This window comes from Streptomyces sp. TRM68416 (assembly GCF_014596915.1).
GTDB lineage: Bacteria > Actinomycetota > Actinomycetes > Streptomycetales > Streptomycetaceae > Streptomyces.
On sequence record NZ_JACVWU010000034.1, the window covers coordinates 25634 to 48021 of the forward strand.

Here is a 22388-nt window from a genome sequence, read left to right on the forward strand (position 1 = left end):
CCTCCCGTATTAGGTAAGCCTTGCCTAACCTATCGAAGATCGGGGCGCACGCCAACCGGCACCGCGGACCTGTTCCTGCGGTTCGACGGAGCCCTTACCGGGCCTTCAGGGTGAGATGACGCCGAGCAGCGCCCGCGCGCACAGCTCGCGAACCTGCTCGCGGGTCAGGTCGAAGCCGCGCAGCCACTCCAGGCAGACGGCCGTGGTGAACGCCAGCCAGCCGCGTACCGCGAGCCGCAGGTCGGGGCGGGCGTCGAGGGCCGCGCCGAACTCCGGGTCGGCCGCCAACGCCGCCAGGATCTGCTGCTCCTGGGCGGCCAGGGCCCGCTGGTAGACCCTGCGCACGGCCTGGTCGCCCGCCGCGTCGGCGCGGTGGAAGGCGCGGAAGCCGTGGGCGTGCGCCTCGACGTACTCCAGGTAGGTGTCGAGGCTCGCGGTGAGCTGTTCGCGGACCGGGACGCCGGGGACGGCGGCCGTCATCCGCAGCATGCGCTCGCTCTCCCGCTCGACGACCGCCGCGAAGAAATCACGCTTGGTCGGGAAGTAGTGGTAGAGCAGCCCGCGCGAGACACCGGCGATCTCGGCGACCTGCTCGATCCACACCTCGTCGTACGGACTCTCGGAGAACAGCCTGGCCCCGACCGCCAGGAGCTGCTCCCGGCGTTCCTCGGTGCTGAGCCTGCGCCGGGTGCGCTCGCCCTGGTTCGCGCTCATCCCCGCACCTTACTTGACGTCGGTTCAACGAGCGGACCAGACTGATTGCCGTTATTGAACCCACGTACAACACGCATGGGTTCGATGAGGTGCCGCAGGATCGAGGGAGATCGCGTCATGGCCGAGACGACGACGCAGGCCGGACTGCCGAGGGGATTCCGCAGCGCCGAACAGGGCTGGCCGGAGCTGCACCGCATCCCGCACCCGCCGCACCGGCTCCCGCTGCTCGGCGACGTCCTCGGCGCCAGCAGGACCACCCCGCTCCAGGACTCCCTGCGGTACGCCCGCATGCTCGGCCCGATCTTCCGACGCAGGGCGTTCAACAGGGAGTTCGTCTTCGTGTGGGGTGCCGGGCTGACGGCCGACCTCGCGGACGAGACGCGGTTCGCCAAGCATGTGGGGCTCGGCATCGCCAACCTGCGCCCGGTCGTCGGGGACGCGCTGTTCACGGCGTACAACCACGAGCCCAACTGGCAGCTCGCGCACGATGTCCTGGCGCCCGGATTCAGCCGGGAGGCCATGGAGGGCTACCACGGGATGATGCTGGACGTGGCCGGGCGGCTCACCGACCACTGGGACGGGGCGCTCGCCGCGGGCCGGACCGTGGACGTGCCCGGCGACATGACCAAGCTGACCCTGGAGACCATCGCGCGCACCGGGTTCGGGCACGACTTCGGATCCTTCGAGCGGGCCCGGCCGCACCCCTTCGTGACCGCGATGGTGGGCACGCTCGCCTACGCGCAACGGCTCAACACCGTGCCGACGCCCTTCCTGCTGCGCCGGGCCGCACGGCGCAACGACGCCGACATCGCCTACCTCAACCGCACGGTCGACGACATCGTCCGCGAACGCCGCACGAAGAGCGGGGACGGCGACCTGCTGGACCGGATGCTGGAGACGGCCCACCCCGGGACCGGGGAACGACTGTCGGCGCAGAACGTCCGGCGGCAGGTCATCACGTTCCTGGTGGCGGGCCACGAGACGACCTCCGGCGCCCTGTCCTTCGCCCTCCACTACCTCGCCCGGCACCCGGAGGTCGCGGCGCGGGCCCGCGCCGAGGTGGACCGGGTGTGGGGCCGCGCCCCCCGGCCCGGCTACGACCAGGTGGCCAAGCTCCGCTACGTACGCCGGGTGCTGGACGAGTCGCTACGGCTGTGGCCGACCGCGCCCGCCTTCGCCAGGGAGGCCCGCGAGGACACCGTGCTGGCCGGGGACCACCCGATGCGGCGCGGCGCGTGGGCGCTGGTGCTCACGCCGATGCTGCACCGCGACCCGGCGGCCTGGGGCGAGGACGCGGAGCGGTTCGACCCCGACCGCTTCGACCCCAAGGCGGTACGGTCCCGTCCCCCGCACACCTTCAAGCCCTTCGGCACCGGGGCCCGCGCGTGCATCGGCCGCCAGTTCGCCCTCCACGAGGCCACCCTCGTACTCGGCCTCCTCCTGCGCCGCTACGAGCTCCTCCCCGACCCGGCGTACCGACTGCGGGTGACCGAGCGCCTGACGCTGATGCCGCGGGGACTGCGCCTGGGGCTCGCGCGACGCTCTCCCACGGTGGCGACCGGGCCGACGGAGACCGACGCGGCGTCGTCGGGGCCGCGCTGCCCCGTGCACGGCAAGGGCGACTGACGCGTCGGGCCCACTCCAGCACCCCACGCGCGCGTTCAGGTGACAGCACCTCACCTGTGCGGGGATGACGACGTCGAGGGTGCCGGTCCCGGGAACGACGACGGTCCGTTCGTCGAGCGCGTCGAAGATCTCGTCGGTCAGCCGCCGGGCCGTGTGCGGGCCCGGGTACGGCACACCCGGACGGAGTCCGTGGCGGCCGGCGTTCCGCAGGACGGCCGGGAGTCGTGGCGTTCCAGCAGCCACGTGACGGCGGGGTGGTCCGGCCGCGGAGGGCCTGCGCTCCAGCGGGGGGACCGGGTGAGCAGGCCGCGCATTCGGTCGGAAGTGCCGGTCGCCTCGGCGGCGGGGTGCCGGTCGAAGCCGACCAGCACGGTCGATTCGGCGGTGTTCTCGCCGGCGGACCTGAGCGGGCGCAGCGTGCGGCCCCCTCCGGGCGGCACCGGCGATGTCGTCGAACACCCTGGTTCCCCCTGCTTCGCCGCGGTGCCGGCCGGGGAGCCGAGGCCGTACGCGCACATCCACGTCAAGTGGACCCGCCGCCCGCAAGCGGCCGGGCATCGCGCTCTGCCAGGCGGTAACCGGACAGCCGGACCACGTCTCAACGGCACCCCTCGGGCCCGGTGCAACCGCCTCCACGCCATGCGTCAGGGGGGGGAACGGTCGTACCGGGCCCGGATGCCGGCAGCCCTCTCGCAGGACCGCGCAGAACACAGCGGAGGCCGAGCGGGGTCCGCGCTCCTCATGCGCCGATCGGTATCCGCAGGACCTGGCCGGGGAAGATCACGTCCGGATCGTCGATCCGGGTCGGGTTGGCGCGCACGATCCGGGTGTACAAGGACGCGTCGCCGTAGTGCGTATCGGCGATGGCCGACAGGGTGTCCCCCGGCTTCACGGTGTACTCGCGGTAGCCGACGTAGTCCTCCACGATCCGCGGTGCGTAGACCACGGGGACCGTCACCTTGCGGATCTCGCTGCCGTCCTTGGGACTGACCTCGAAGATCTCCACATGGAGGCGGTCCCGGTGGAAGGCGGCTCCGGCGGCGTCCACCTGGAGCTGGAAGTGCGCGTACTCGCCGGTTCCGCCGCCCACCACGAAGTGGCCGGTCACCTCGTCGTGTCCGTCACTGACGCGGTAGTGGAGCATCGCCTCGAAGCCGGTGCCGGTCCCGCCGATCAGGACGGGGTTGCCCACCAGGTCGAACTCACGGGGCTGTTCGATACTGTTGGCCATTTCATATCCCTTATTGAGGTCTTCTTCCCTTTCACTCCACACTGTCCGTCCCCTCCGGGGCGTGCAAGCCCCTCCTCCGGACAATCCGGGCCGGGACGGCGGGCACCGACGCCCGAAGTGGCGACGACGGTGCCCGCCGTGAACCGGTTCCCGGGCGTTTCCTCAGTCGAGCGTGTAGGCGCGGTACACGGTCTGGGTGACGGTGTTTCCGCCGGCGTCGGTCAACCCGGCCCGCAGGGACACGGCTTCGGCACCCGCGCGGTTACGGACCCAGAAGTGGTCGTCCGCCGTGCGCCGGACGCGTTCCCAGGTCTCTCCGCCGTCGTAGGAGACGTCGAACACGATCCGCTCGACGGCCGTGCCGGAGGCGCTTCCCTGCACGGAGAACGGCACCTTCGTCCAAGCGCCTGCCCTCGCACTGCTGGTCAGGTCCAGTGCCGGGGAGTAGCGCACGACCGAGGCCGGCAGCGGGACGGTCTCCGCTCCTTCGGGGCGTTCGGAGGTGAACGTCCATTCCATGCGCACCCGGGTGCTCACATCCGTGACGGTGGCGGGCCGGTAGACGTCGGTGGTCAGGCGGTACGCGCCGGCCTCCGCCGGGACGCGGATGCGCTGCCCGCGCAGCCTCACGCGCTCCTCCCAGATCTTCTCGCCGTCCCGGTACAGGGCCGACAGCGGGTTGCTGACCGTCCAGAAGCCCCGATGGCCGGCGCCGTCGGCGAACAGCGGAACATCGGCCGACAGGGAGTTGCCGCTACGGCGGATGCCGGACTCCTCGCTGCCGAGCGAGGGGCCGAAGACGCCGGTGTTGAAGCGCTCGCGGTAGCGCTCGCCGGCCGTGTAGGACCGGAACGGAGTTTCGTAGGCGGCCCCGAACCCGCCTCCGGTGTCGGTCTGACGGAAGGCCAGTTGCCAGCGCACGCCCTCGGCGAGCAGGTGCTCGGTGGCACGCCCCGGAAGCGGCTGTTCGAGGTCTATGGACGGCGCGAAGACGACCCGCAGCTCCGGTGTCGCCCGCAGCTGTCCCGTCTTGCCCGGCACCGACGCGCCGAGCCCGACGTCCACCCGGGCGAGTTCCGCGGGCGCGGTGTGGTGCGTGAAGCCGGTGTAGAGCGAACCGGTGCGCCTGAATGCCAGCCGGTAGTGGTCGGGCACGCCGCCGCGGCCGGGGCTGCGCCAGGTGCCTGACAGCTGCGCGGTCAACCGCTGTTCAGGGAGCTCGGGTCCCAGGTGCGCGGTGCGGAAGCCCGCGAAGGAATCGAGGATCTGCGAGGCCTGGTAGACCTGTGCCCCGTACAGCCCCTGGTAGCCGACCGATCCCTGTTCCTGTTCGGCCCGTGGGTCGGGCACGGTCACGTCGACCGGCCTGGCCCGCCGTGCGTCGATGTCGACGGTCGTGTCCTGATCGAGCGTCAGCAGCGGCTGGTTCAGCCAGTCGGTGCCGGTGATCTCGCCGCCCTCGGTGGTCAGGACGGTGGAGTCCAGGGCGAAGACGCCGCGCTCCAGGCGCAGGGTCACCGTGCCGTCGCTGTCGTACGGCATGCGGTGGGAGAAGTCGTCCAGTCCTCTCAGGGCCGTGGTGTAGTCGGCCGTGGGGTTGCCGTCCCGCCCGGTGTGCCGCAGCGTCAGGTCGTAGGACTCCGGCTCCCGGTAGACGCCGAGCGCGCTGCGCACGGTCTGTCCACCGCCCTCGGCGGTGACGATGCCGGAGTAGTGACCGTACGCCTCGCCGACGCCGGTGTCGGCGGTGACGTCCACGGAGGCGGTACCGCCCGCCGGTACCGTCACGCTCTCCTGTGCCGTGGCGAAGGTCTCCGCCGGGCTGGGGGCCCCTCCCGGGCCGTAGACCCGCGTGGACAGGGCGAGTGTGACCGGTTCGTCCCCCGTGTTGCGGTAGGTGAGCCGTCGGGTGTCCGGCTCACCGGTGCCGTGCGGCCAGCGGTGCACACCGAAGTTCAGGGGCGCGTTCACGTGGGTGAGGGTCTGCTCGACGACCTGCGCGACGTCCACCCGGCCGGTTCCCTGCTGGTAGGGCGACACCCGGAGCGGGGAGGTCACCGAGGAGGTCAGGGCGTCCTTGATGCGCTCGCCCGACCAGTCCGGATGCTGCTGGGCCAGCATCGCCGCCGCTGCGGCGACGTGCGGGGTGGCCATCGAGGTGCCGGACAACTCGACGTAGCCCTCGGTGACCGGGTCGCCGATCACGCCGTTCTCGGCCGCGGCCGCCGTGATGTTCACGCCGGGAGCGGTGAGGTCCGGCTTGATCGCGCCACCGGCCGCGGGGCCGCGGCTGGAGAAGTCGGCGAGCCGGTCGGACTTGTCCACCGCGCCGACCGTGAGCGCGGCGCGGGCGCTGCCGGGCGAGTTGACCGTGGTCCGGCCGGGACCGCTGTTGCCCGCGGCGATGACGAACACGGTGTCGGAGTCCTCCGACAGCGAGTCCACCGCCGCTTCCAGCGGGTCGGTCTCCTCGGTGTCCGGTCCGCCGAGGCTCATGTTGACCACGTCGGCGCCCTGACCGACGGCCCATTCCATTCCGGCGATGATCCAGGACGCCTGGCCGAAGCCGGTGTCGTCGAGCACCTTGCCGTCCAGGATCCGCGCGCCGGGCGCGGCCCCCCGGTAACGGCCGCCCGACTGCTCGCCGCTGCCCGCCGCGATGGAGGCGACGTGCGTGCCGTGCCCGAAACGGTCCACGGCGTCCTCGGCGGAGGAGAAGTTGCGCTGGGCGGTCTCGCGGCCGTCCAGGTCGGGGTGGGTCTCGTCGACGCCCGTGTCCAGGACCGCGATCGTGGTACCGGTGCCGTCGTAGCCGGCCTCCCAGGCGGCGGGCGCGCCGATCTGCGGCACGCTCTCGTCGAGAACGGTGCGGTACCGGGCGTCGAGCCAGATCTTCCGGGTACCGGGCTCCGCGACGAGCGTGCCCGCGCTGTTCGTCTCCGTGAGCGCGGACCAGACCTTGCCCAGGGACGACTTGGCCGCGCTGACCGCGTCACCCCCGATGCTGGGCAACTGCCGCGTGACACGGGCGCCGGAGTCACGCATCAGGCCGCGCAGGCGGGCGGCGGACCGTTCGTAGGTCACGATGAGGGGAAGGTCCGCGCGGTCGGTGTCGCCGTATCCGGAGCGGTGCAGTTCGCGCACGTCGAACAGGCGGCGGTCCAGCGTCCCGGCCCGGATCAGGTGTGCGGCGTCCGCGGGTATCACATAGGTCCGGTCTCCGGACTGCCGCACGGCCACGGGAACGCCGGAACGCCCCTTTCCCGGGCGGAAGCCGAGTACTCGTCCCTCGTCGTCCACCGCCACCCGGTCGCCGGTGAGCAACGTGACCGATCTGCCGCCCGTGAGACCGTCCCCCGCTGCGCTCGCCGCCCGTGGTTCGTCGGCGGCGGCCGACGGCAGCGGAGAGAGCACGGCGGCGGCCAGCGCCGCCGAGAGAACGGCGGGGCGCCATCTTGTCGCATGCATGAAGTCCGACCTTCCGTTGGCTGGACCGGAACGGCGCCGGGCGAGCACGGATCACGGTCGCCGTCCCCGTTCCTTGCGGTGCCAGGCAACCAACTTCGTCCGCTCCGCGCCACGGTCCGTCGTGGGGATCGGGAACAACAAGCCAGTCCGCTCCGGGCGACGGCTGCCCCCCGCACGACGACGAAGGCGCGCCGGTCGTCCATCTGTCCGGCGCAGACCGTCGGACCGAGACCCCGAAGCCGAACCACGCCAAAAGGGACAGGAAGGAACAATGCACGACCTGAATGTGACGCATACCGAAGTCAACAGGTCTGGCGGGGGTCGTGACGGTCATGAAGAACTCCTGACGCGAGGATCGCCGAGAAGATCGGTTCACTCCGCACCGGTGATGGAGGAGGCGGGCATCGGGGTGGAGAACGTCGAACGCAGCCCCGCACGGACCGGGTCCGTAGCCGTTCCCGAGCGGTCGTGGAGTGCCCCTACGGAAATCCTGCTGGTGCACCGCAGGCCGGGGCACGACCACGATCGCCTGCCGAAGTCTCGGGCGTACCGCGCGACGGCCGCCGGGCCGGCGCAGCAGCCCTGCCGCACGACCGAAGCAGGGCTCGCCCACCAACTGCGGCCGTAAGCCGCCGGGCAGCGTCACAGCCTGTTCGTACGCCTCCTCGAAAGCGGGAAACAGACATGTCTCACACGGCGCCCTGTCAGAGCCGTGCCGCCCAGTGCGCGGGTCGCGCGAGTGACCCGGGCAGCCGGGTACCGGCGCTGCCCCGTGCCGCGTTGAGCTGCGGCTGGGTGAGGAAGAACGCCCCGGTCAGGTCGGCGTCCGTGAGGTCGGCGTCGCGCAGGTCCGCGCCGATGAGGTCGGTGACGCGCAGATCGGCTCCGGTCAGGTCGGCGGCGATGAGGTAGGCGCCGCGCAGGCTGGTGCCGCGGAGGTCGGCGCCCTTCAGGCGGGCGCCGATGAGGTCGGCTCCGCGGCGGTCCTTCCTGCGCCCTCGGACGCCGGCCCGCGCCAGCTCGCTGGACTTGAGCAGGAGCACGTTGACCTCCTGGCGGTGGGTGGCCTCGTCCAGTGCGCCGAGTTCCTCCGGGGTGCCCTCGGCGAGTTCCTCGGTCCGCTCCAGCGCCCGGCGCAGGTCGGCGTGGACCGGCCGCGCGGCGGGGAGGGTGAGCGCCTCGGTGAGGTACCAGAGCAGTTCGTGCAGCCGGCGGACGACCGGGAAGACGTCGAACATGGCGCGGGCGTGCTCACGCGGACCGGTGCGCCAGTCCCGCCCGCCGAAGGTCACCTGGGAGACCCGCTGGCCCGCGCCGAAGCAGTCGTAGACGGTGCAGCCGGTGAAGCCCTCGTCGCGCAGCCGTGCGTGGATCCCGCAGCGGTGGTCGTCGCGGAGGTTGCGGCAGGGCGTTCCGGCCTTCTTGTCGACGGCGAAGTCGGCGGAGGCCGCGAAGGGCAGGGCGACACAGCACAGCCCGAAGCAGTGGGCGCAGTCGCCGCGCAGGCCGGCCGGGGCCGTCGTGTGATCTTGCATGACGGAAAGCCTACGGCCGGAAACTCACCGATGAGTTTCCGGCCGTGTGGGGGTCTCCTCATCCAACGGAAAACAAGCTCGGCTACCACTGGAGTACGACCCGACAGAAGCTGGAGCCGTTCGACCGAGGAGAGACGTCATGTGCAGCCACCGGCCCGCCTGCCCGACCGCCGACAGCCCCGACCACCACGCCGCCGTCATCGTCGCGTCCCACCCCGAACAGGGCTGGAACCTGCTGTGCAACGGCACCATCGCCTTCGACGACACCGGTGAACTCCTGCCCGACGGACGGGTGGTGGCCCCGGACCGCACCCTGGGCCGACTGACCGTGGCCGCCTGAGCCTCAGCCGTTGAGGCTCAGTCCTCGAAGCGGGCGGCGAGCGGCGGTGCGTTCCGCGTCATCGGGCGAACAGCTCGAAGGAGACCGCCGGCTTCCCGCCGAACCGCTGCCCCGTCTCTTCGGCGTGCGCGGTCAGGAACTCCCGGACGTAATGCTCGGTGTCCTGGTCCGTCAACGCCTCGATGTAGGTGCGGTGTTCGAGCAGGGAGCGCACCGCGCGCTCCAGGCCGGGCGTGGCGTCCACGGCGTGCGTGGGCGTGCTGGAGCCGGCGACGGCGACCCAGCGGACGCCGTTCCACGGCTCGAGGCCCTGCTCGGTCAGTTCGGGGAAGATCCAGCGGTTGCCCGCGTCGGCCGCCGCGTCGAGGGTGGCCCGTCCCACGGCGACGTGGTCGGGGGTGTTCCAGGCGACGCCGCCCCAGGTGTCCCGGTGGTTGAGGGTGATGACCAGTTCGGGCCGGTGGCGGCGGATCGCGGCGGCGATGTCGCGGCGCAGGGCGGTGCCGTACTCGATCACGCCGTCGCGGTGGTCGAGGAACTCGACCACGGAGACGCCGACGACCGCCGCACTGGCCCGCTGCTCCCGCTCGCGCAGCGGGCCGCACTCGGCGGGCTCCAGGGTGTCGATGCCGGCCTCGCCGCGGGAGGCGAGGACGTAGGCGATCTCGCGTCCCGCGTCCGTCCACGCGGCGATGGCGGCCGAGCAGCCGTACTCCAGGTCGTCCGGGTGCGCCACGACCGCGAGCGCGCGGTGCCAGTCCTCGGGCATGGGCTGCAATGGCATGATCGTCGGATCGCTCATGCCCGCAGACTAGTTCGACTGCCCGGTGCCGTCCTCAGATTTCGTCGCGCGCCAGGCCGAGCAGGCGGTCCAGCACGCGGGGGCCGCCGGCGCGGACGCCGTCGTGCTCGAACTCGTCGGTGACCCAGGTGCGCAGACCGCGGATCGCTCGGGCGGTGGCGAGCGAGTGGGCCGTGTCCACGTACATGTCGTCGTGGTAGACGGCCGCCGCGACCGGGACCTCGTTGGCGGCGAGCCGGGCCGGGTCGTACAGGGGGGTCCAGTCGGTGCGGGCGGCGAGCAGTTCGGCGGTCTCGCGCAGCGGGCGCAGCGCCGGGTCGCAGTCGAACATCCAGGGGTGGACCGATTCGCCGGTGAACAGCAGCGGTCCGTCGCCGGCGAGTGCCTTGGCGGCGTCGAACTGGGGGAACTCGGTGCGGACGCGCTCGGCGGACCAGGCGGTGGGGCGGGCGTCCTGGCCGTAGATCGCCTCGTGGACCAGGGCGTAGAGGGGGTGGCTCGCGTAGGAGAGCAGGCCCTGGACCTCTTCCTGGAAGGCGTCGGACAGGCGCATGCCCTGCGGAGTGCGCACGAAGGCGTGTTCCAGGAGGAAGTGCAGGCGGTGGCTGCCCTCGCCGCCGCCGAGGAGGATGCCGAGGGACTGGAAGGCCTCGGCGGTGAGCCGGTAGCCGTTGGGGAGCACCACGTCGTGGCTCAGCAGGTGGTCGGCGATTCGGCGGGCGCGCTCGACGTCCTGCGGGTAGCGGGCGTAGTGGGCGGCGACCTTGCGCTCGATACGGGGGTAGGCGGCCCGGTAGACGTCGTCGGCGTGGGCGTCGAGCGAGGGCAGGCCGCCGGTGACGAGCGCGGCGGTGAGGCCCTCGGGGGCGGTGGAGAGGTAGGTGACCGTGCAGAAGCCGCCGAAGCTCTGGCCGAGGACGGTCCAGGGGGCGCCGCCGGTGACCCGGGGGCGGACGGCCTCGCAGTCGCGGACGATGGAGTCGGCGCGGAAGCGGGTCAGGTAGCCGGCCTGCTCGGCGGGGCCGCCGCGCAGCGGGAGCGTCTGGCGGTTGGCGGGGGTGGAGTGGCCGGTGCCGCGCTGGTCGAGGAGGAGGACCCGGTACTCCTTCAGGGCGCGCCCGAGCCAGGCCGGCCTGCCGACGAAACGGTTGGCCCCGAAGCCGGGTCCGCCCTGGAGGTACACCAGCCACGGCAGGTTCTGCCGCACCCGGTCGGCGGCGACGACCTCCCGGGCGTAGAGCTCGATCGTCTCCCCCGCCGGGTCGTCGTGGTCGAGGGGCACGGTGAAGGTGCGGTCGGTGAGGACGACGCCGGGCTGGCGGTAGGTGGCGGTCAACAGGGCTCCCGGGACGGACGGATGTTGTCGGCGCGTCCCAGTTCAGCACATGCCCGTCCGATATCCGATCCCCGGGATCATGAAATCGTACTGAACGCGGGGTCAGCGGGCGGCCAGGCTGGAGCGTCGCACCACCAGTTCGGGCTGGAGCACGACCCGCCGGTGCTGGTGTCCCCGTCCGCCCTTCCCGCCGTTGTTGTCCTCCGTCTCCTCCAGCAGCAGCTCCGCGGCCAGGGCGCCCATGGTGACGGCGGGCTGGCGTACCGAGGTGAGGGGTACGGCCGCGGCGGCGGCGAACTCGATGTCGTCGTAGCCGACGATGGCGAGGTCGTCGGGGACGCTGATGCCGGCGGCGTACATGGCCTGGAGGACGCCGAGGGCGAGCAGGTCGTTGGCGCAGAACACGGCGGTCGGGCGGTCGGCGAGGCCGAGCAGGCGGGCACCGGCGTCCCGGCCGGCGGCGACGTCGAGCCGTTCGGTGGGCAGCTCGCGCAGCGCCTCGGGGCCGAGGCCGGCCTCGGCGAGGGCGTTCAGGGCGCCGGTGCGGCGGTCGCGCACCTGGTTGAAGCCGGGCGGGCCGCTGACGTAGGCGATGGAGCGGTGGCCGAGGTCGACCAGGTGGCGCACGGCGAGGGCGCCGCCCGCGACGTCGTCGACGGAGACCGAGCACTCGGTGGTGCCCTCGGCGACCCGGTCGACCAGGACGAAGGGGATGTTGTGGCGCCGGAACGTCTCGATGTTGCGGCCGGTGGCGTCGGCGGGGGTGAGCAGGACGCCGCGCACCCGCTGCTCGGCGAAGAGCGAGAGGTACTCGGCCTCCTCCCCCGGGCTCTGCGCGCTGTTGCAGACCATCACGCCGAGCCCGGCCTCGCGGGCGGCCCGCTCGGCGCCGCGCGCGACGTCGACGAAGAAGGGGTTGCCCATGTCGAGCACGAGCAGCCCCATGATCCGGCTGCGGCCCGCGCGCAACTGGCGCGCGGACTCGCTGCGGACGTAGCCCAGCCGGTCGATGGCGGACAGCACCCGCGCCCGGGTCTCGGTGGCGACCGAGTCCGGACGGTTGATGACGTTCGACACCGTGCCGACGGAGACGCCGGCGGCGCGGGCCACGTCCTTGATACCCACCGACTGAGCCATCGGGCAGGAACCTCCAGGTGGACGAGGGGCGGCGGGGGCCTTCACAGTACCGTCAGGCCGCCCCCGGGCGGCATCGGTCAGGCGGGCAGCCGGAAGTCGACGACGCGCAGCGCCGACGGTGTCGTACCGGTGGACTTCTCCTGGTACATCACCGACAGGACGTTGTCCTGCGCGATACGGGTCTCGTCGACGACGACCTCGCCGAAGGCGTTCAGCCCGCCGCCGTCGTACAGCAGCCGCCAGTCGGTGTACCCGGAGGCCTTGGAGGCACCGGCGATCCGGCCGAAGGGGAAGATCGCGTAGGCGTTGTCGTACTTGTCCAGGACCAGCTTGGTGCGCTGGCTGGAGTTGAGCGGGACCGGGATCTCGGTCTTCTGCCAGGTGCCGGAGGCGTTCTTGCGTACGTGGAAGGCCCGGCCGTTGGCGGTGCGGTTGGCGACGTAGTTCGTGGTGCACTGCCCGAAGCGGCCGGGGACGTAGGAGATGATCGCGTGCGGCAGGCCGGCGGAGTCGGTGAACTGGCTCTCCTGGTTCATCAGGGAGTGGTCCGCGTTGAGCGGGTCGACGACCAGGCCGGGGTCGGTGACGGCGACCCGGTCCGCGCCGCCGGTGGTGCCGACGACCGTGCCGGCGTTGTTGCGCCAGGTGCGGCCGCGGTCGTCGGAGTAGACGTAGCCGGTGTCGTGGTTGGTGAGGCCGCCGCCGTTGCACATCACGGCGCCGTTCTGCTCGCGCCAGGTGAAGAACGAGTGCAGCCGGCCGTTGCGGTCGTAGTCGATGCCGTGCAGGTACATGTTGCGGGCCGTGGAGGAGCCGTGCTCGCTGGTGTAGGTGCCGGTGGAGCTGGACCACTCGCCGAGCGCGGTCCAGGTCGAACCGTCGTACTCCGCGAGGGCGTTGCGGCCGTTGCCGGAGACGGCGACCCGGTAGCTGAGCTGGAGCCGGCCCTCGGGGGTGGAGACGAACTGCGGGTAGGTGAACTGGCTGGTGAGTGCCAGGCCGTCCAGGGTGGACTGCGGGGCGCCGAAGCGGCTCGCGGTCCAGCTCAGTCCGGCCGGGTTGTCCATGAGCCCGGCGACGGACTTGACGTAGGTGAAGCCGTCGCTGTGGGAGTCCATGTTGAGGTGGAGCCGGCCGTCGATCCTGGAGACGCCCATGGAGATGACGTTGTGGGAGTCGTTGTAGCGCAGGGTGTGGCCGACCTTGACGGTGGACCAGGTGCTCGCGCCGAGCGGGCGGCGGCCGACGACGGCGTTGCGGTCGGCGGTGTACCAGACGGCGTACTGGTAGCCCTTGTAGGTCAGCAGGCCGTTCTTCTGGAAGGAGTTGTTGTTGACCAGGCCGTCGTAGGAGACGAAGAAGATGGCCTGGCTGTCGAGGGTGGTGGTGCCGGCCGGGGTGACCGAGGGGCCTGGGTCGGCCGCGCGGGCGGTGCCGCCGGTGAGCGCGGAGGTGGACATGGCGGTCACGATCGCACCCGTCAGCAGCGTGCGTCTTCTCATGATGCGGCTCCGGTTGGTCCTGATGGGGAGGGTCAGGCGAGGTGGAACACTTCGGTGAGCGGCTTCATCGCCTCGTCGGGGCGGGCCCCGTCGAGGGATTCGAAGAACGGGGACATCTCGGCCTGCCAGCGGGCGTTGACCTCGGTGGCCTCCATGCCGGCGAGGGCGGCCTCGAAGTCCTCGGTCTCCAGGTAGCCGACGAGCAGGCCGTCGTCGCGCAGGAAGAGCGAGTAGTTGTGCCAGCCGGTGGCCGAGAGCGCCTGGAGCATCTCCGGCCACACGGCGGCGTGGCGTTCGCGGTACTCGGCGAGCCGGTCCTCGCGGACCTTGAGGAGGAAACAGACGCGCTGCATGAAGTACCAGCTCCCGTGGGGAAGGAGGGGCTCAGAAGTTGAACCGGTCGATGTTCTCGGCGTTGAACACGGTCGGCTTGCCGAGGCTGATCACGCCGTCCTTGCCGATCGTGTACTCGCCCATGTCGCCGGCGGTGAAGGTCTCGCCCTCCTTGCCGGTGATCTGGCCGGAGACCAGGGCGACCGAGGTGCGCGCGGCGAGCTCGCCGAGCTTGGCCGGGTCCCACAGCTCGAACGCCTCGACGGTGCCGTTCTTGACGTACTTGCGCATGTCGTTGGGGGTGCCGAGGCCGGTCAGCTTGACCTTGCCCTTGTACTTGGAGCCCGACAGGTACTGGGCGGCGGCCTTGATGCCGACGGTGGTCGGGGAGATGATCCCCTTCAGGTTCGGGTACTCCTGGAGCAGGCCCTGGGTCTGCTGGAAGGACTGCTGGGCGTCGTCGTTGCCGTAGGCGATCTTGACGAGCTTGATGTCCTTGTACTTGGGGTCCTTCAGCTCGTCCTTCATGAAGTCGATCCAGATGTTCTGGTTCGTCGCCGTCTGCGCGGCGGACAGGATCGCGATCTCGCCCTTGTAGCCGATCTGTTCGGCGAGCAGCTGCACCTCGGTGCGGCCGAGGTCCTCGGCGGAGGCCTGGGAGACGAAGGCGTTGCGGCACTCGGGCTTGGTGTCGGAGTCGTAGGTGACGACCTTGATGTCGTTGCTCATGGCCTGCTTGAGCGCGGTGCACAGGGCGCCCGGGTCCTGCGCGGAGACGGCGATGGCGTCGACCTGCTGCTGGGTGAGCGTGTTGACGTAGGAGACCTGTCCCGCGGTGTCGGTGGCGCTGGACGGGCCGACCTCCTTGTAGTTGGAGCCCAGCTCCTTCAGCGCGGCCTCGCCGCCCTTGTCGGCGGAGGTGAAGTAGGGGTTGTTGACCTGCTTGGGCAGGAAGCCGACGGTCAGGCCCTTCTTCAGTTCGGCGTTCGGGTCGGCCTTGCCGGCCGCGGCGGCGGAGCCGCCCTCGTTCTTCACGTCCTCCTTGGTGGTGCCGCCGCAGGCGGTCGCGGCGAGGGACAGGGAGGAGACAACGGCCACGGCCACACAGGCACGGCGGAGGGATGACTTGCGCATGGCGACTCTTTCTTGGAGGGCGAGGTGAGGGGGTCTACGGGGTGGGCGTGGGCGCCTCGGACACCGGCGCCGCGGCCGCTCTGCGCCCGGCTCAGGCGACGGCGATCTGCCGGGCGACCCGGGGGCCGAGGACGGACAGGACGAGCAGGACGCCGGTGACGACGATCTGCGACTGGGCGGAGACGTCCTGGAGGCTCATCACGTTCTGGAGCGCGCCGAGGAGGAAGACACCGGCGATCGCGCCGCCGAGCGTCCCCTTGCCGCCGTCGAAGTCGATGCCACCGAGCAGCACGGCCGCGACGACGGAGAGTTCGAGCCCGGTGGCGTTGTCGTAGCGGGCGCTGGCGTAGTGCAGGGCCCAGAAGACACCGGTGAGGGAGGCCATCAGGCCGGTCACCGTGAACAGGATCAGCTTCTGCCGCTTGACGCGGATGCCGGCGAAGCGGGCCGCCTCCTCGCCGGCGCCGATCGCGAACAGCGACCGGCCGAACGGGGTGGCGTGCAGCACGATCACGGCGATCGTGAGCAGCACCAGGAAGGGCAGGAATGCCTGCGGAATGAAGGTGTCGCCGATGCGTCCGGCCGCGAACTCCAGGTACGGGGCGGGGAAGTCGGTCACCGCGTCGGAGCCGAGCACGATCTGGGCGATGCCCCGGTAGGCGGCGAGGGTGCCGATGGTGACGGCGAGGGACGGCAGCCCCAGCCGGGTCACCAGCAGGCCGTTGATCAGTCCGCAGACCACGCCGAGCAGCAGGCAGATCGGAATGATCGTCTCGATCGTCATGCCCTGGTTCCACAGCGCGCCCATCACGGCGCCGGAGAGGCCTGCGGTGGAGGCGACCGAGAGATCGATCTCGCCCGAGACGACCAGGAGGGTCATGGGCAGGGCGATCAGGGCGATCGGCAGGGTGTTCCCGATCAGGAACGACAGGTTGAGGGCGTTTCCGAAGCCGTCGACCGTACTGAACGACAGCAGGAGTACGACGATCAGCAGCGCGCCGACCACCGTGTCCCAGCGGATGGCTCGAATCGCCGAATGGGCGGAGAAGTCAGCCATGGCGGGCGTTCCTCTTCTTCAGGGCGGTGGCCACGCGCAGCGCGACGATCCGGTCGACCGCGATGGCGAGGATGAGCAGGATGCCGTTGATGGCGAGCACCCAGACGGAGCTGACGCCGAGGGCGGGCAGGACGCTGTTGACGGAGGTCAGCAGCAGCGCGCCGAGCGCCGCGCCGTAGACGCTGCCGGAGCCGCCGGTGAAGACGACACCGCCCACCACCACCGCGCTGACGACGGTGAGTTCGTAGCCGCTGCCGGTGCCGGAGTCGACATTGCCGAAACGGGCCAGGTACAGGGCGCCCGCGAGGCCGGCCAGCGCGCCGCAGAAGGTGTAGGCGGCCAGGATCCGCTTGCGGACCGGGATGCCGGCCAGGCGGGCGGCCTCCGGGTTGGAGCCGAGGGCGTACAGCTCGCGCCCGCTGCCGTAGTGCTTGAGGTAGTACGCGGTCGCCACCAGGACGGCCAGGGCGATGAGCGCCAGCCACGGTACGGCGGAGAGGCCGCCGGAGCCGAAGTCGACGAAGCCGTCCGGGAGGTCGGCGGCGGTGATCTGGCGGGAGCCGACCCAGATCGAGTCGATGCCGCGGATGATGTAGAGCGTGCCGAGGGTCACCACGAGCGCGGGCACCTGGCCGAGGCTGACGAGCAGGCCGTTGAGGAGCCCGAAGGCGATGCCCATCAGGACGGCGAGGAGGACGGCCACGACGGAGTTGCCGCCGCCCTGGAGGTAGCTGCCTGCCGCGAAGGCGCTGATGCCGAGGGTGGAGCCGACGGACAGGTCGACGTTGCGGGTGATGACGACGAGGGACTGGCCGGTGGCGACCAGCACCAGGATGGTCGCGTTGAGCAGCAGGTCCTTGATGCCCTGTTCGGACAGGAACTCGCTGTTGCCCGCCTGGGTGACGGCGATCATCACCAGGAAGACGAACAGGATGGCCAGTTCGCGCACCTTGAAGACGCGGTCGACGAGCCGGGTCGCGCCGGCCTTGGGCACCTCGGCGACGGGGGTCGGCTGAGGGGTGGTCACCGTCATGCGGCGGCCCTCCCGGTGGCTGCGGCCATCACGGTTTCCTCGGTGGCGTCGGAACGCGCGATCTCCGCGGTGAGCCGGCCCTCGTGCATCACCAGCACGCGGTCGGCCATGCCGAGGATCTCGGGCAGGTCGGAGGAGATCATCAGGACGGCGACGCCGTCGGCGGCGAGCTGGGAGAGCAGCCGGTGGACCTCCGCCTTGGTGCCGACGTCGATGCCGCGGGTGGGCTCGTCGACGATCAGCACCTTGGGGCCGGTGGCAAGCCACTTGGCGAGGACGACCTTCTGCTGGTTGCCGCCGGAGAGCGTGTTGACGGTGTCGGCGATCCGCGCGTACTTCACCTGGAGCCTGACGGCCCAGTCGAGGGAGCGGCTGCGTTCGGCACCGCGGTCCATCAGGCCCGCCCTGACGGTCGTCCGCAGTCCGGTGAGGCCGATGTTGCGCTCGATGGACATGTCCATCACCAGGCCCTGGGCGCGCCGGTCCTCGGGGACCAGGGCGAGGCCGGAGGCCATCGCGGTGGAGGGGGCTCCGTTGACGAGGGCCTTGCCGTCCACGGAGACCTCGCCCGCGTCCCAGCGGTCGATGCCGAACACGGCCCGGGCGACCTCGGTGCGGCCGGCGCCGACGAGGCCGGCGAGGCCGACGATCTCGCCGCGGCGGACGTCGAAGGAGACGTCGGTGAAGACGCCCTCGCGGGTCAGCCGGCGCACGCTGAGGGCCACTTCGCCCGGCCGTACGTCCTGTTTGGGGTAGAGCTCGTCGAGGTCGCGGCCGACCATTCGGCGCACCAGGTCGTCCTCGGTCATGCCGTCCAGTGGCTCGCTGGAGATCCAGGCGCCGTCGCGCAGGGTGGTCACCCGCCGGCAGATCTGGAAGATCTCCTCCAGCCGGTGGGAGATGAAGAGGACGGCGGCGCCCTGTTCGCGCAGCGTGCGCACGACGCCGAAGAGGCGGGCGACCTCGCTGCCGGTGAGGGCGGCGGTGGGCTCGTCCATGATCAGGACCCGGGCGTCGAAGGACAGCGCCTTGGCGATCTCCACGATCTGCTGGTCGGCGATGGACAGGCCGCGCGCCGGGCGGTCGGGGTCGAGTTCGACGCCGAGGCGCTGCATCAGGGCCAGGGTCGCCCGGTGCGTGGCCTTGTGGTCGATGCGGCCGAGGACGCGGCGCGGCTGGCGGCCCATGAAGATGTTCTCGGCGATCGACAGGTCCGGGAAGAGGGTCGGCTCCTGGTAGATCACGGCGATGCCGGCGTCCCGGGCGTCTCCGGGGCCGTGGAAGACCACGGGCGCGCCGTCGAGCAGCACGCGGCCGGTGTCCGGCCGGTGCACTCCGGCGAGTGTCTTGATGAGGGTCGACTTGCCCGCACCGTTCTCTCCGGCGAGGGCGTGCACCTCCCCGGGAAACAGCTCCAGGGAGACGTCCCGCAGGGCGCGGACCGCGCCGAAGGACTTCGAGATGTCCTTGAGCGCCAGAACCGGGGCCGGACCCGTGGTGGACGGGTGGGTCATGGGGGCTCCTCGACGACGTCGGCGGGACGGCCCTCTCGACGTCGTGAAAGGTTTCAACTTGGTTGCCGGGACGTTAGACACGGAGCGCATGTCACGTCAATGGGTTCGTATCGAAAAAGTTTCGATGAACAAAGGTCACGGCGGAGTCACGAGCATCGACCTGGGGCGGAGGGCTTGACACCCCTTCGGTGGACTCATAGCTTCCCGTCTTGAATCGTTTCACAGAGATGGTTTCAGCGCTGGCTTCAACGATGCGATTCAGCGATGCGCTTCAGAAGACTTTCCGACCGACGTCACAGGAGCCCCGAAGTGACCGACCTCGCCGCGGTGAAGGCCGCGCTCAAGACACAGGCCGTAGAGACGCCGTCGTGGGCGTACGGGAACTCGGGCACGCGATTCAAGGTGTTCGCGCAACAGGGTGTCCCGCGCACTCCGCAGGAGAAGTTGGAGGACGCGGCGCAGGTGCACGCGTTCACGGGGGTCGCACCGACCGTCGCGCTGCACATTCCGTGGGACAGGGTCGAGGACTACGCCGCGCTGGCGAAGTTCGCCGAGGAGCGGGGGGTGAAGCTCGGCGCGATCAACTCCAACACCTTCCAGGACGACGACTACAAGCTCGGCAGCATCTGCCATCCGGATGCGGCGGTGCGCCGAAAGGCCGTCGATCATCTGCTGGAGTGCGTCGACATCATGGACGCGACCGGCTCGCAGGATCTGAAGCTGTGGTTCGCCGACGGCACGAACTATCCCGGGCAGGACGACATCGGCGAGCGGCAGGACCGGCTCGCCGAGGGCCTGGCCGAGGTGTACGAGCGGCTGGGCGAGGGCCAGCGGATGCTGCTGGAGTACAAGTTCTTCGAGCCGGCGTTCTACACGACCGACGTCCCGGACTGGGGGACGGCGTACGCGCACTGTCTGAAGCTGGGTCCGAGGGCGCAGGTCGTCGTCGACACCGGGCATCACGCGCCGGGGACCAACATCGAGTTCATCGTGGCCACGCTGCTGCGGGAGGGGAAGCTCGGCGGGTTCGACTTCAACTCCCGCTTCTACGCGGATGACGACCTGATGGTCGGGGCCGCGGATCCGTTCCAGTTGTTCCGGATCATGTACGAGGTGGTGCGCGGGGGCGGGTTCTCGCCCGAGGTCGCGTTCATGCTCGACCAGTGCCACAACATCGAGGCGAAGATCCCGGCGATCATCCGGTCGGTGATGAACGTGCAGGAGGCCACGGCGAAGGCGCTGCTGGTGGACCGGGAGGCGTTGGCCGCCGCGCAGGCTTCGGGGGACGTGCTCGGGGCGAACGCCGTGATCATGGACGCGTACAACACCGACGTACGGCCGCTGCTTGCCGAGGTGCGCGAGGAGATGGGGCTGGATGCCGACCCCATGGGCGCGTACGCCCGGTCCGGGTGGGCCGAGAGGATCGTGGCCGAGCGAGTCGGAGGTGAGCAGGCCGGTTGGGGCGCGTGAGCGTCTGCCGGGTTCTGTTGTGTCGCGGGGTGCGGGCCGGATGTGGCTGGTCGCGCCGTTCCCCGCGCCCCCAGGGAAACGTACTCACCCTCTCTCTTCTAAGGAACCGAACGTCATGGCAACCCATCCCTCCGCCGCCGATCTCCTCGCCCGGTCTCATCGGCTGGGCGCTGATCCTCGTAATACGAACTACGCCGGCGGCAACGCGTCCGCGAAAGGCATCGACACCGATCCCGTGACCGGGGGTGATGTGGAGCTGATGTGGGTCAAGGGCTCCGGTGGTGATCTGGGCACCCTGGCCGAGAGCGGTCTTGCCGTGCTGCGTCTTGACCGGATGCGGGCGCTGGTCGACGTGTATCCGGGGGTGGAGCGCGAGGACGAGATGGTCGCCGCGTTCGACTACTGCCTGCACGGCAAGGGCGGAGCGGCCCCGTCCATCGACACGGCCATGCACGGACTGGTCGAAGCCGCTCACGTCGATCATCTGCACCCCGACTCCGGGATCGCGCTGGCCTGCGCGGCGGACGGGGAGAAGCTGACCGCCGAGTGCTTCGGCGACAGCGTGGTGTGGGTGCCGTGGCGGCGACCCGGGTTCCAGCTGGGGCTGGACATCGCCGCGGTGAAGAAGGCCAACCCGCAGGCGATCGGGTGCATCCTCGGCGGGCACGGGATCACCGCGTGGGGCGACACCTCCGAGGAGTGCGAGCGCAACTCGCTGCACATCATCCGCACCGCGGAGGAGTTCCTGGCGGAGCACGGCAAGGCGGAGCCCTTCGGGCCCGTCGTCGAGGGGTACGAGGCGCTCGGCGACGCCGACCGCAAGGAGCGGGCGGCCGCGCTCGCACCGTACATCCGTGCGATCGCCTCCCAGGACCGGGCCCAGGTCGGTCACTTCACCGACTCCGAGGTCGTCCTCGACTTCCTGGCGCGCGCCGCGCACCCGCGCCTCGCCGCCCTCGGCACCTCCTGCCCGGACCACTTCCTGCGCACGAAGGTGCGGCCGCTGGTGCTGGACCTGCCGCCCACCGCGCCCCTGGAGGAGGCGATCGCCCGGCTGACGGAGCTGCACGCCGCCTACCGCGAGGAGTACGCCGCCTACTACGAGCGCAACGCCGAGCCGGACTCCCCCACGATGCGCGGCGCCGACCCGGCGATCGTGCTGGTGCCGGGGGTCGGCATGTTCTCCTTCGGCAAGGACAAGCAGACCGCCCGGGTGGCCGGCGAGTTCTACGTCAATGCCATCAATGTGATGCGCGGGGCCGAGGCGGTCTCCACCTACGCGCCGATCGAGGAGTCGGAGAAGTTCCGCATCGAGTACTGGGCCCTTGAGGAGGCCAAGCTCCAGCGGATGCCGAAGCCGAAGCCGCTGGCCACGCGGGTGGCGCTGGTGACCGGCGCGGGCAGCGGGATCGGCCGGGCGATCGCGCGGCGGCTGGTGGCCGAGGGCGCGTGTGTGGTCGTGGCGGACCTGAACGCTGAGAACGCGGCGGCCGTCGCCGAGGAGCTCGGCGGGTCCGACAGGGCCGTCGCCGTGACCGTCGACGTCACCTCCGAGGAGCAGATCACCGACGCCTTCAAGGCGGCCGTACTGGCCTTCGGCGGAGTCGACCTGGTCGTCAACAACGCCGGCATCTCCATCTCCAAGCCCCTGCTGGAGACCTCGGCCAAGGACTGGGACCTCCAGCACGACATCATGGCCCGCGGTTCCTTCCTGGTCTCGCGGGAGGCGGCGCGGGTGATGATCGCGCAGAAGCTGGGCGGTGACATCGTCTACATCGCCTCCAAGAACGCCGTCTTCGCCGGTCCGAACAACATCGCCTACTCCGCCACCAAGGCCGACCAGGCGCACCAGGTGCGGCTGCTGGCCGCCGAGCTGGGCGAGCACGGCATCCGGGTCAACGGCGTCAACCCCGACGGGGTGGTGCGCGGGTCGGGGATCTTCGCCGGCGGCTGGGGCGCGCAGCGCGCGGCCGTGTACGGGGTGGAGGAGGAGAAGCTGGGCGAGTTCTACGCGCAGCGGACCATCCTCAAGCGGGAGGTGCTGCCCGAGCACGTGGCGAACGCGGTCTTCGCGCTCACCGGCGGGGAGCTGACGCACACCACCGGGCTGCACGTCCCGGTCGACGCCGGCGTCGCGGCCGCCTTCCTGCGGTGAG

The 22388-nt window shown here is 70.9% G+C and carries 18 protein-coding genes; 4 read left to right on the forward strand and 14 right to left on the reverse strand.

What is annotated here, in order from left to right; translation table 11 throughout:
- Positions 1-105 precede the first annotated feature (105 nt).
- Positions 106-714 (reverse strand): TetR/AcrR family transcriptional regulator, encoded by a 609-nt coding sequence (locus ICC28_RS36490; RefSeq protein ID WP_188293135.1) that lies wholly within the window; start codon positions 712-714, stop codon positions 106-108.
- A 117-nt stretch (positions 715-831) separates the two neighbouring features.
- Between ICC28_RS36490 and ICC28_RS36495 the strand changes: the two genes are divergently transcribed.
- A complete protein-coding gene (locus ICC28_RS36495) occupies positions 832-2340 on the forward strand; it encodes a cytochrome P450 (protein WP_188293136.1) in 1509 nt (502 codons plus the stop codon).
- Positions 2341-2477: 137 nt separating this feature from the next.
- On the opposite strand, the gene ICC28_RS36500 is transcribed toward ICC28_RS36495, so the two are convergent.
- The 4 genes from ICC28_RS36500 to ICC28_RS36515 form a co-directional block, all read right to left on the reverse strand.
- Positions 2478-2780, reverse strand: coding sequence for a hypothetical protein (locus ICC28_RS36500; RefSeq protein ID WP_188293137.1), 303 nt, complete (start codon positions 2778-2780; stop codon positions 2478-2480).
- Between the two features lie 299 nt (positions 2781-3079).
- Positions 3080-3571: a Gmad2 immunoglobulin-like domain-containing protein gene (locus tag ICC28_RS41380; protein WP_188293138.1), complete on the reverse strand. Its 492-nt coding sequence runs from the start codon at positions 3569-3571 to the stop codon at positions 3080-3082.
- 162 nt (positions 3572-3733) lie between these two features.
- A complete protein-coding gene (locus tag ICC28_RS36510; RefSeq protein WP_188293139.1) occupies positions 3734-7039 on the reverse strand; it encodes a S8 family peptidase in 3306 nt (1101 codons plus the stop codon).
- 704 nt (positions 7040-7743) lie between these two features.
- On the reverse strand, positions 7744-8574 hold the full coding sequence (locus tag ICC28_RS36515) for a pentapeptide repeat-containing protein (RefSeq protein ID WP_188293140.1): 831 nt from the start codon (positions 8572-8574) through the stop codon (positions 7744-7746).
- Positions 8575-8713: 139 nt separating this feature from the next.
- Between ICC28_RS36515 and ICC28_RS36520 the strand changes: the two genes are divergently transcribed.
- Positions 8714-8914, forward strand: coding sequence for a DUF5999 family protein (locus ICC28_RS36520; RefSeq protein WP_188293141.1), 201 nt, complete (start codon positions 8714-8716; stop codon positions 8912-8914).
- Between the two features lie 58 nt (positions 8915-8972).
- On the opposite strand, the gene ICC28_RS36525 is transcribed toward ICC28_RS36520, so the two are convergent.
- The 9 genes from ICC28_RS36525 to ICC28_RS36565 form a co-directional block, all read right to left on the reverse strand.
- Positions 8973-9716 (reverse strand): PIG-L deacetylase family protein, encoded by a 744-nt coding sequence (locus tag ICC28_RS36525; protein WP_188293142.1) that lies wholly within the window; start codon positions 9714-9716, stop codon positions 8973-8975.
- 34 nt (positions 9717-9750) lie between these two features.
- A complete protein-coding gene (locus tag ICC28_RS36530) occupies positions 9751-11052 on the reverse strand; it encodes an alpha/beta fold hydrolase (protein WP_188293143.1) in 1302 nt (433 codons plus the stop codon).
- A 102-nt stretch (positions 11053-11154) separates the two neighbouring features.
- Positions 11155-12189: a LacI family DNA-binding transcriptional regulator gene (locus ICC28_RS36535; protein ID WP_188293144.1), complete on the reverse strand. Its 1035-nt coding sequence runs from the start codon at positions 12187-12189 to the stop codon at positions 11155-11157.
- 77 nt (positions 12190-12266) lie between these two features.
- The gene (locus ICC28_RS36540) at positions 12267-13691 is read right to left on the reverse strand and encodes a BNR repeat-containing protein (protein WP_188293145.1); all 1425 of its coding nucleotides are present in this window, start codon (positions 13689-13691) and stop codon (positions 12267-12269) included.
- A gap of 32 nt (positions 13692-13723) precedes the next feature.
- Complete coding sequence (locus tag ICC28_RS36545) at positions 13724-14044, reverse strand: L-rhamnose mutarotase (protein ID WP_188293146.1); 321 nt, start codon at positions 14042-14044, stop codon at positions 13724-13726.
- A 31-nt stretch (positions 14045-14075) separates the two neighbouring features.
- A complete protein-coding gene (rhaS, locus tag ICC28_RS36550) occupies positions 14076-15158 on the reverse strand; it encodes a rhamnose ABC transporter substrate-binding protein (RefSeq protein WP_188293147.1) in 1083 nt (360 codons plus the stop codon).
- A gap of 91 nt (positions 15159-15249) precedes the next feature.
- Positions 15250-16215 (reverse strand): ABC transporter permease, encoded by a 966-nt coding sequence (locus ICC28_RS36555; RefSeq protein WP_188293148.1) that lies wholly within the window; start codon positions 16213-16215, stop codon positions 15250-15252.
- Positions 16208-17248 carry an ABC transporter permease gene (locus ICC28_RS36560; RefSeq protein ID WP_188293149.1) on the reverse strand — a complete coding sequence of 347 codons (1041 nt, stop codon included), beginning with the start codon at positions 17246-17248 and terminating at the stop codon, positions 16208-16210. Before ICC28_RS36560 ends, ICC28_RS36555 begins: the two co-directional genes overlap by 8 nt.
- Entirely contained in the window at positions 17245-18762 is a 1518-nt protein-coding gene (locus ICC28_RS36565; protein WP_188293150.1) for a sugar ABC transporter ATP-binding protein, read from the reverse strand. The genes ICC28_RS36560 and ICC28_RS36565 overlap by 4 nt, the downstream gene beginning before the upstream one ends.
- A gap of 309 nt (positions 18763-19071) precedes the next feature.
- On the opposite strand from ICC28_RS36565, the gene rhaI reads away from it, so the two are divergent.
- Both rhaI and ICC28_RS36575 read left to right on the forward strand, forming a co-directional pair.
- Positions 19072-20232: an L-rhamnose isomerase gene (gene rhaI, locus ICC28_RS36570; protein ID WP_188293151.1), complete on the forward strand. Its 1161-nt coding sequence runs from the start codon at positions 19072-19074 to the stop codon at positions 20230-20232.
- Positions 20233-20347: 115 nt separating this feature from the next.
- On the forward strand, positions 20348-22387 hold the full coding sequence (locus ICC28_RS36575; RefSeq protein WP_188293152.1) for a bifunctional aldolase/short-chain dehydrogenase: 2040 nt from the start codon (positions 20348-20350) through the stop codon (positions 22385-22387).
- The last annotated feature ends 1 nt before the right edge of the window (position 22388 follow it).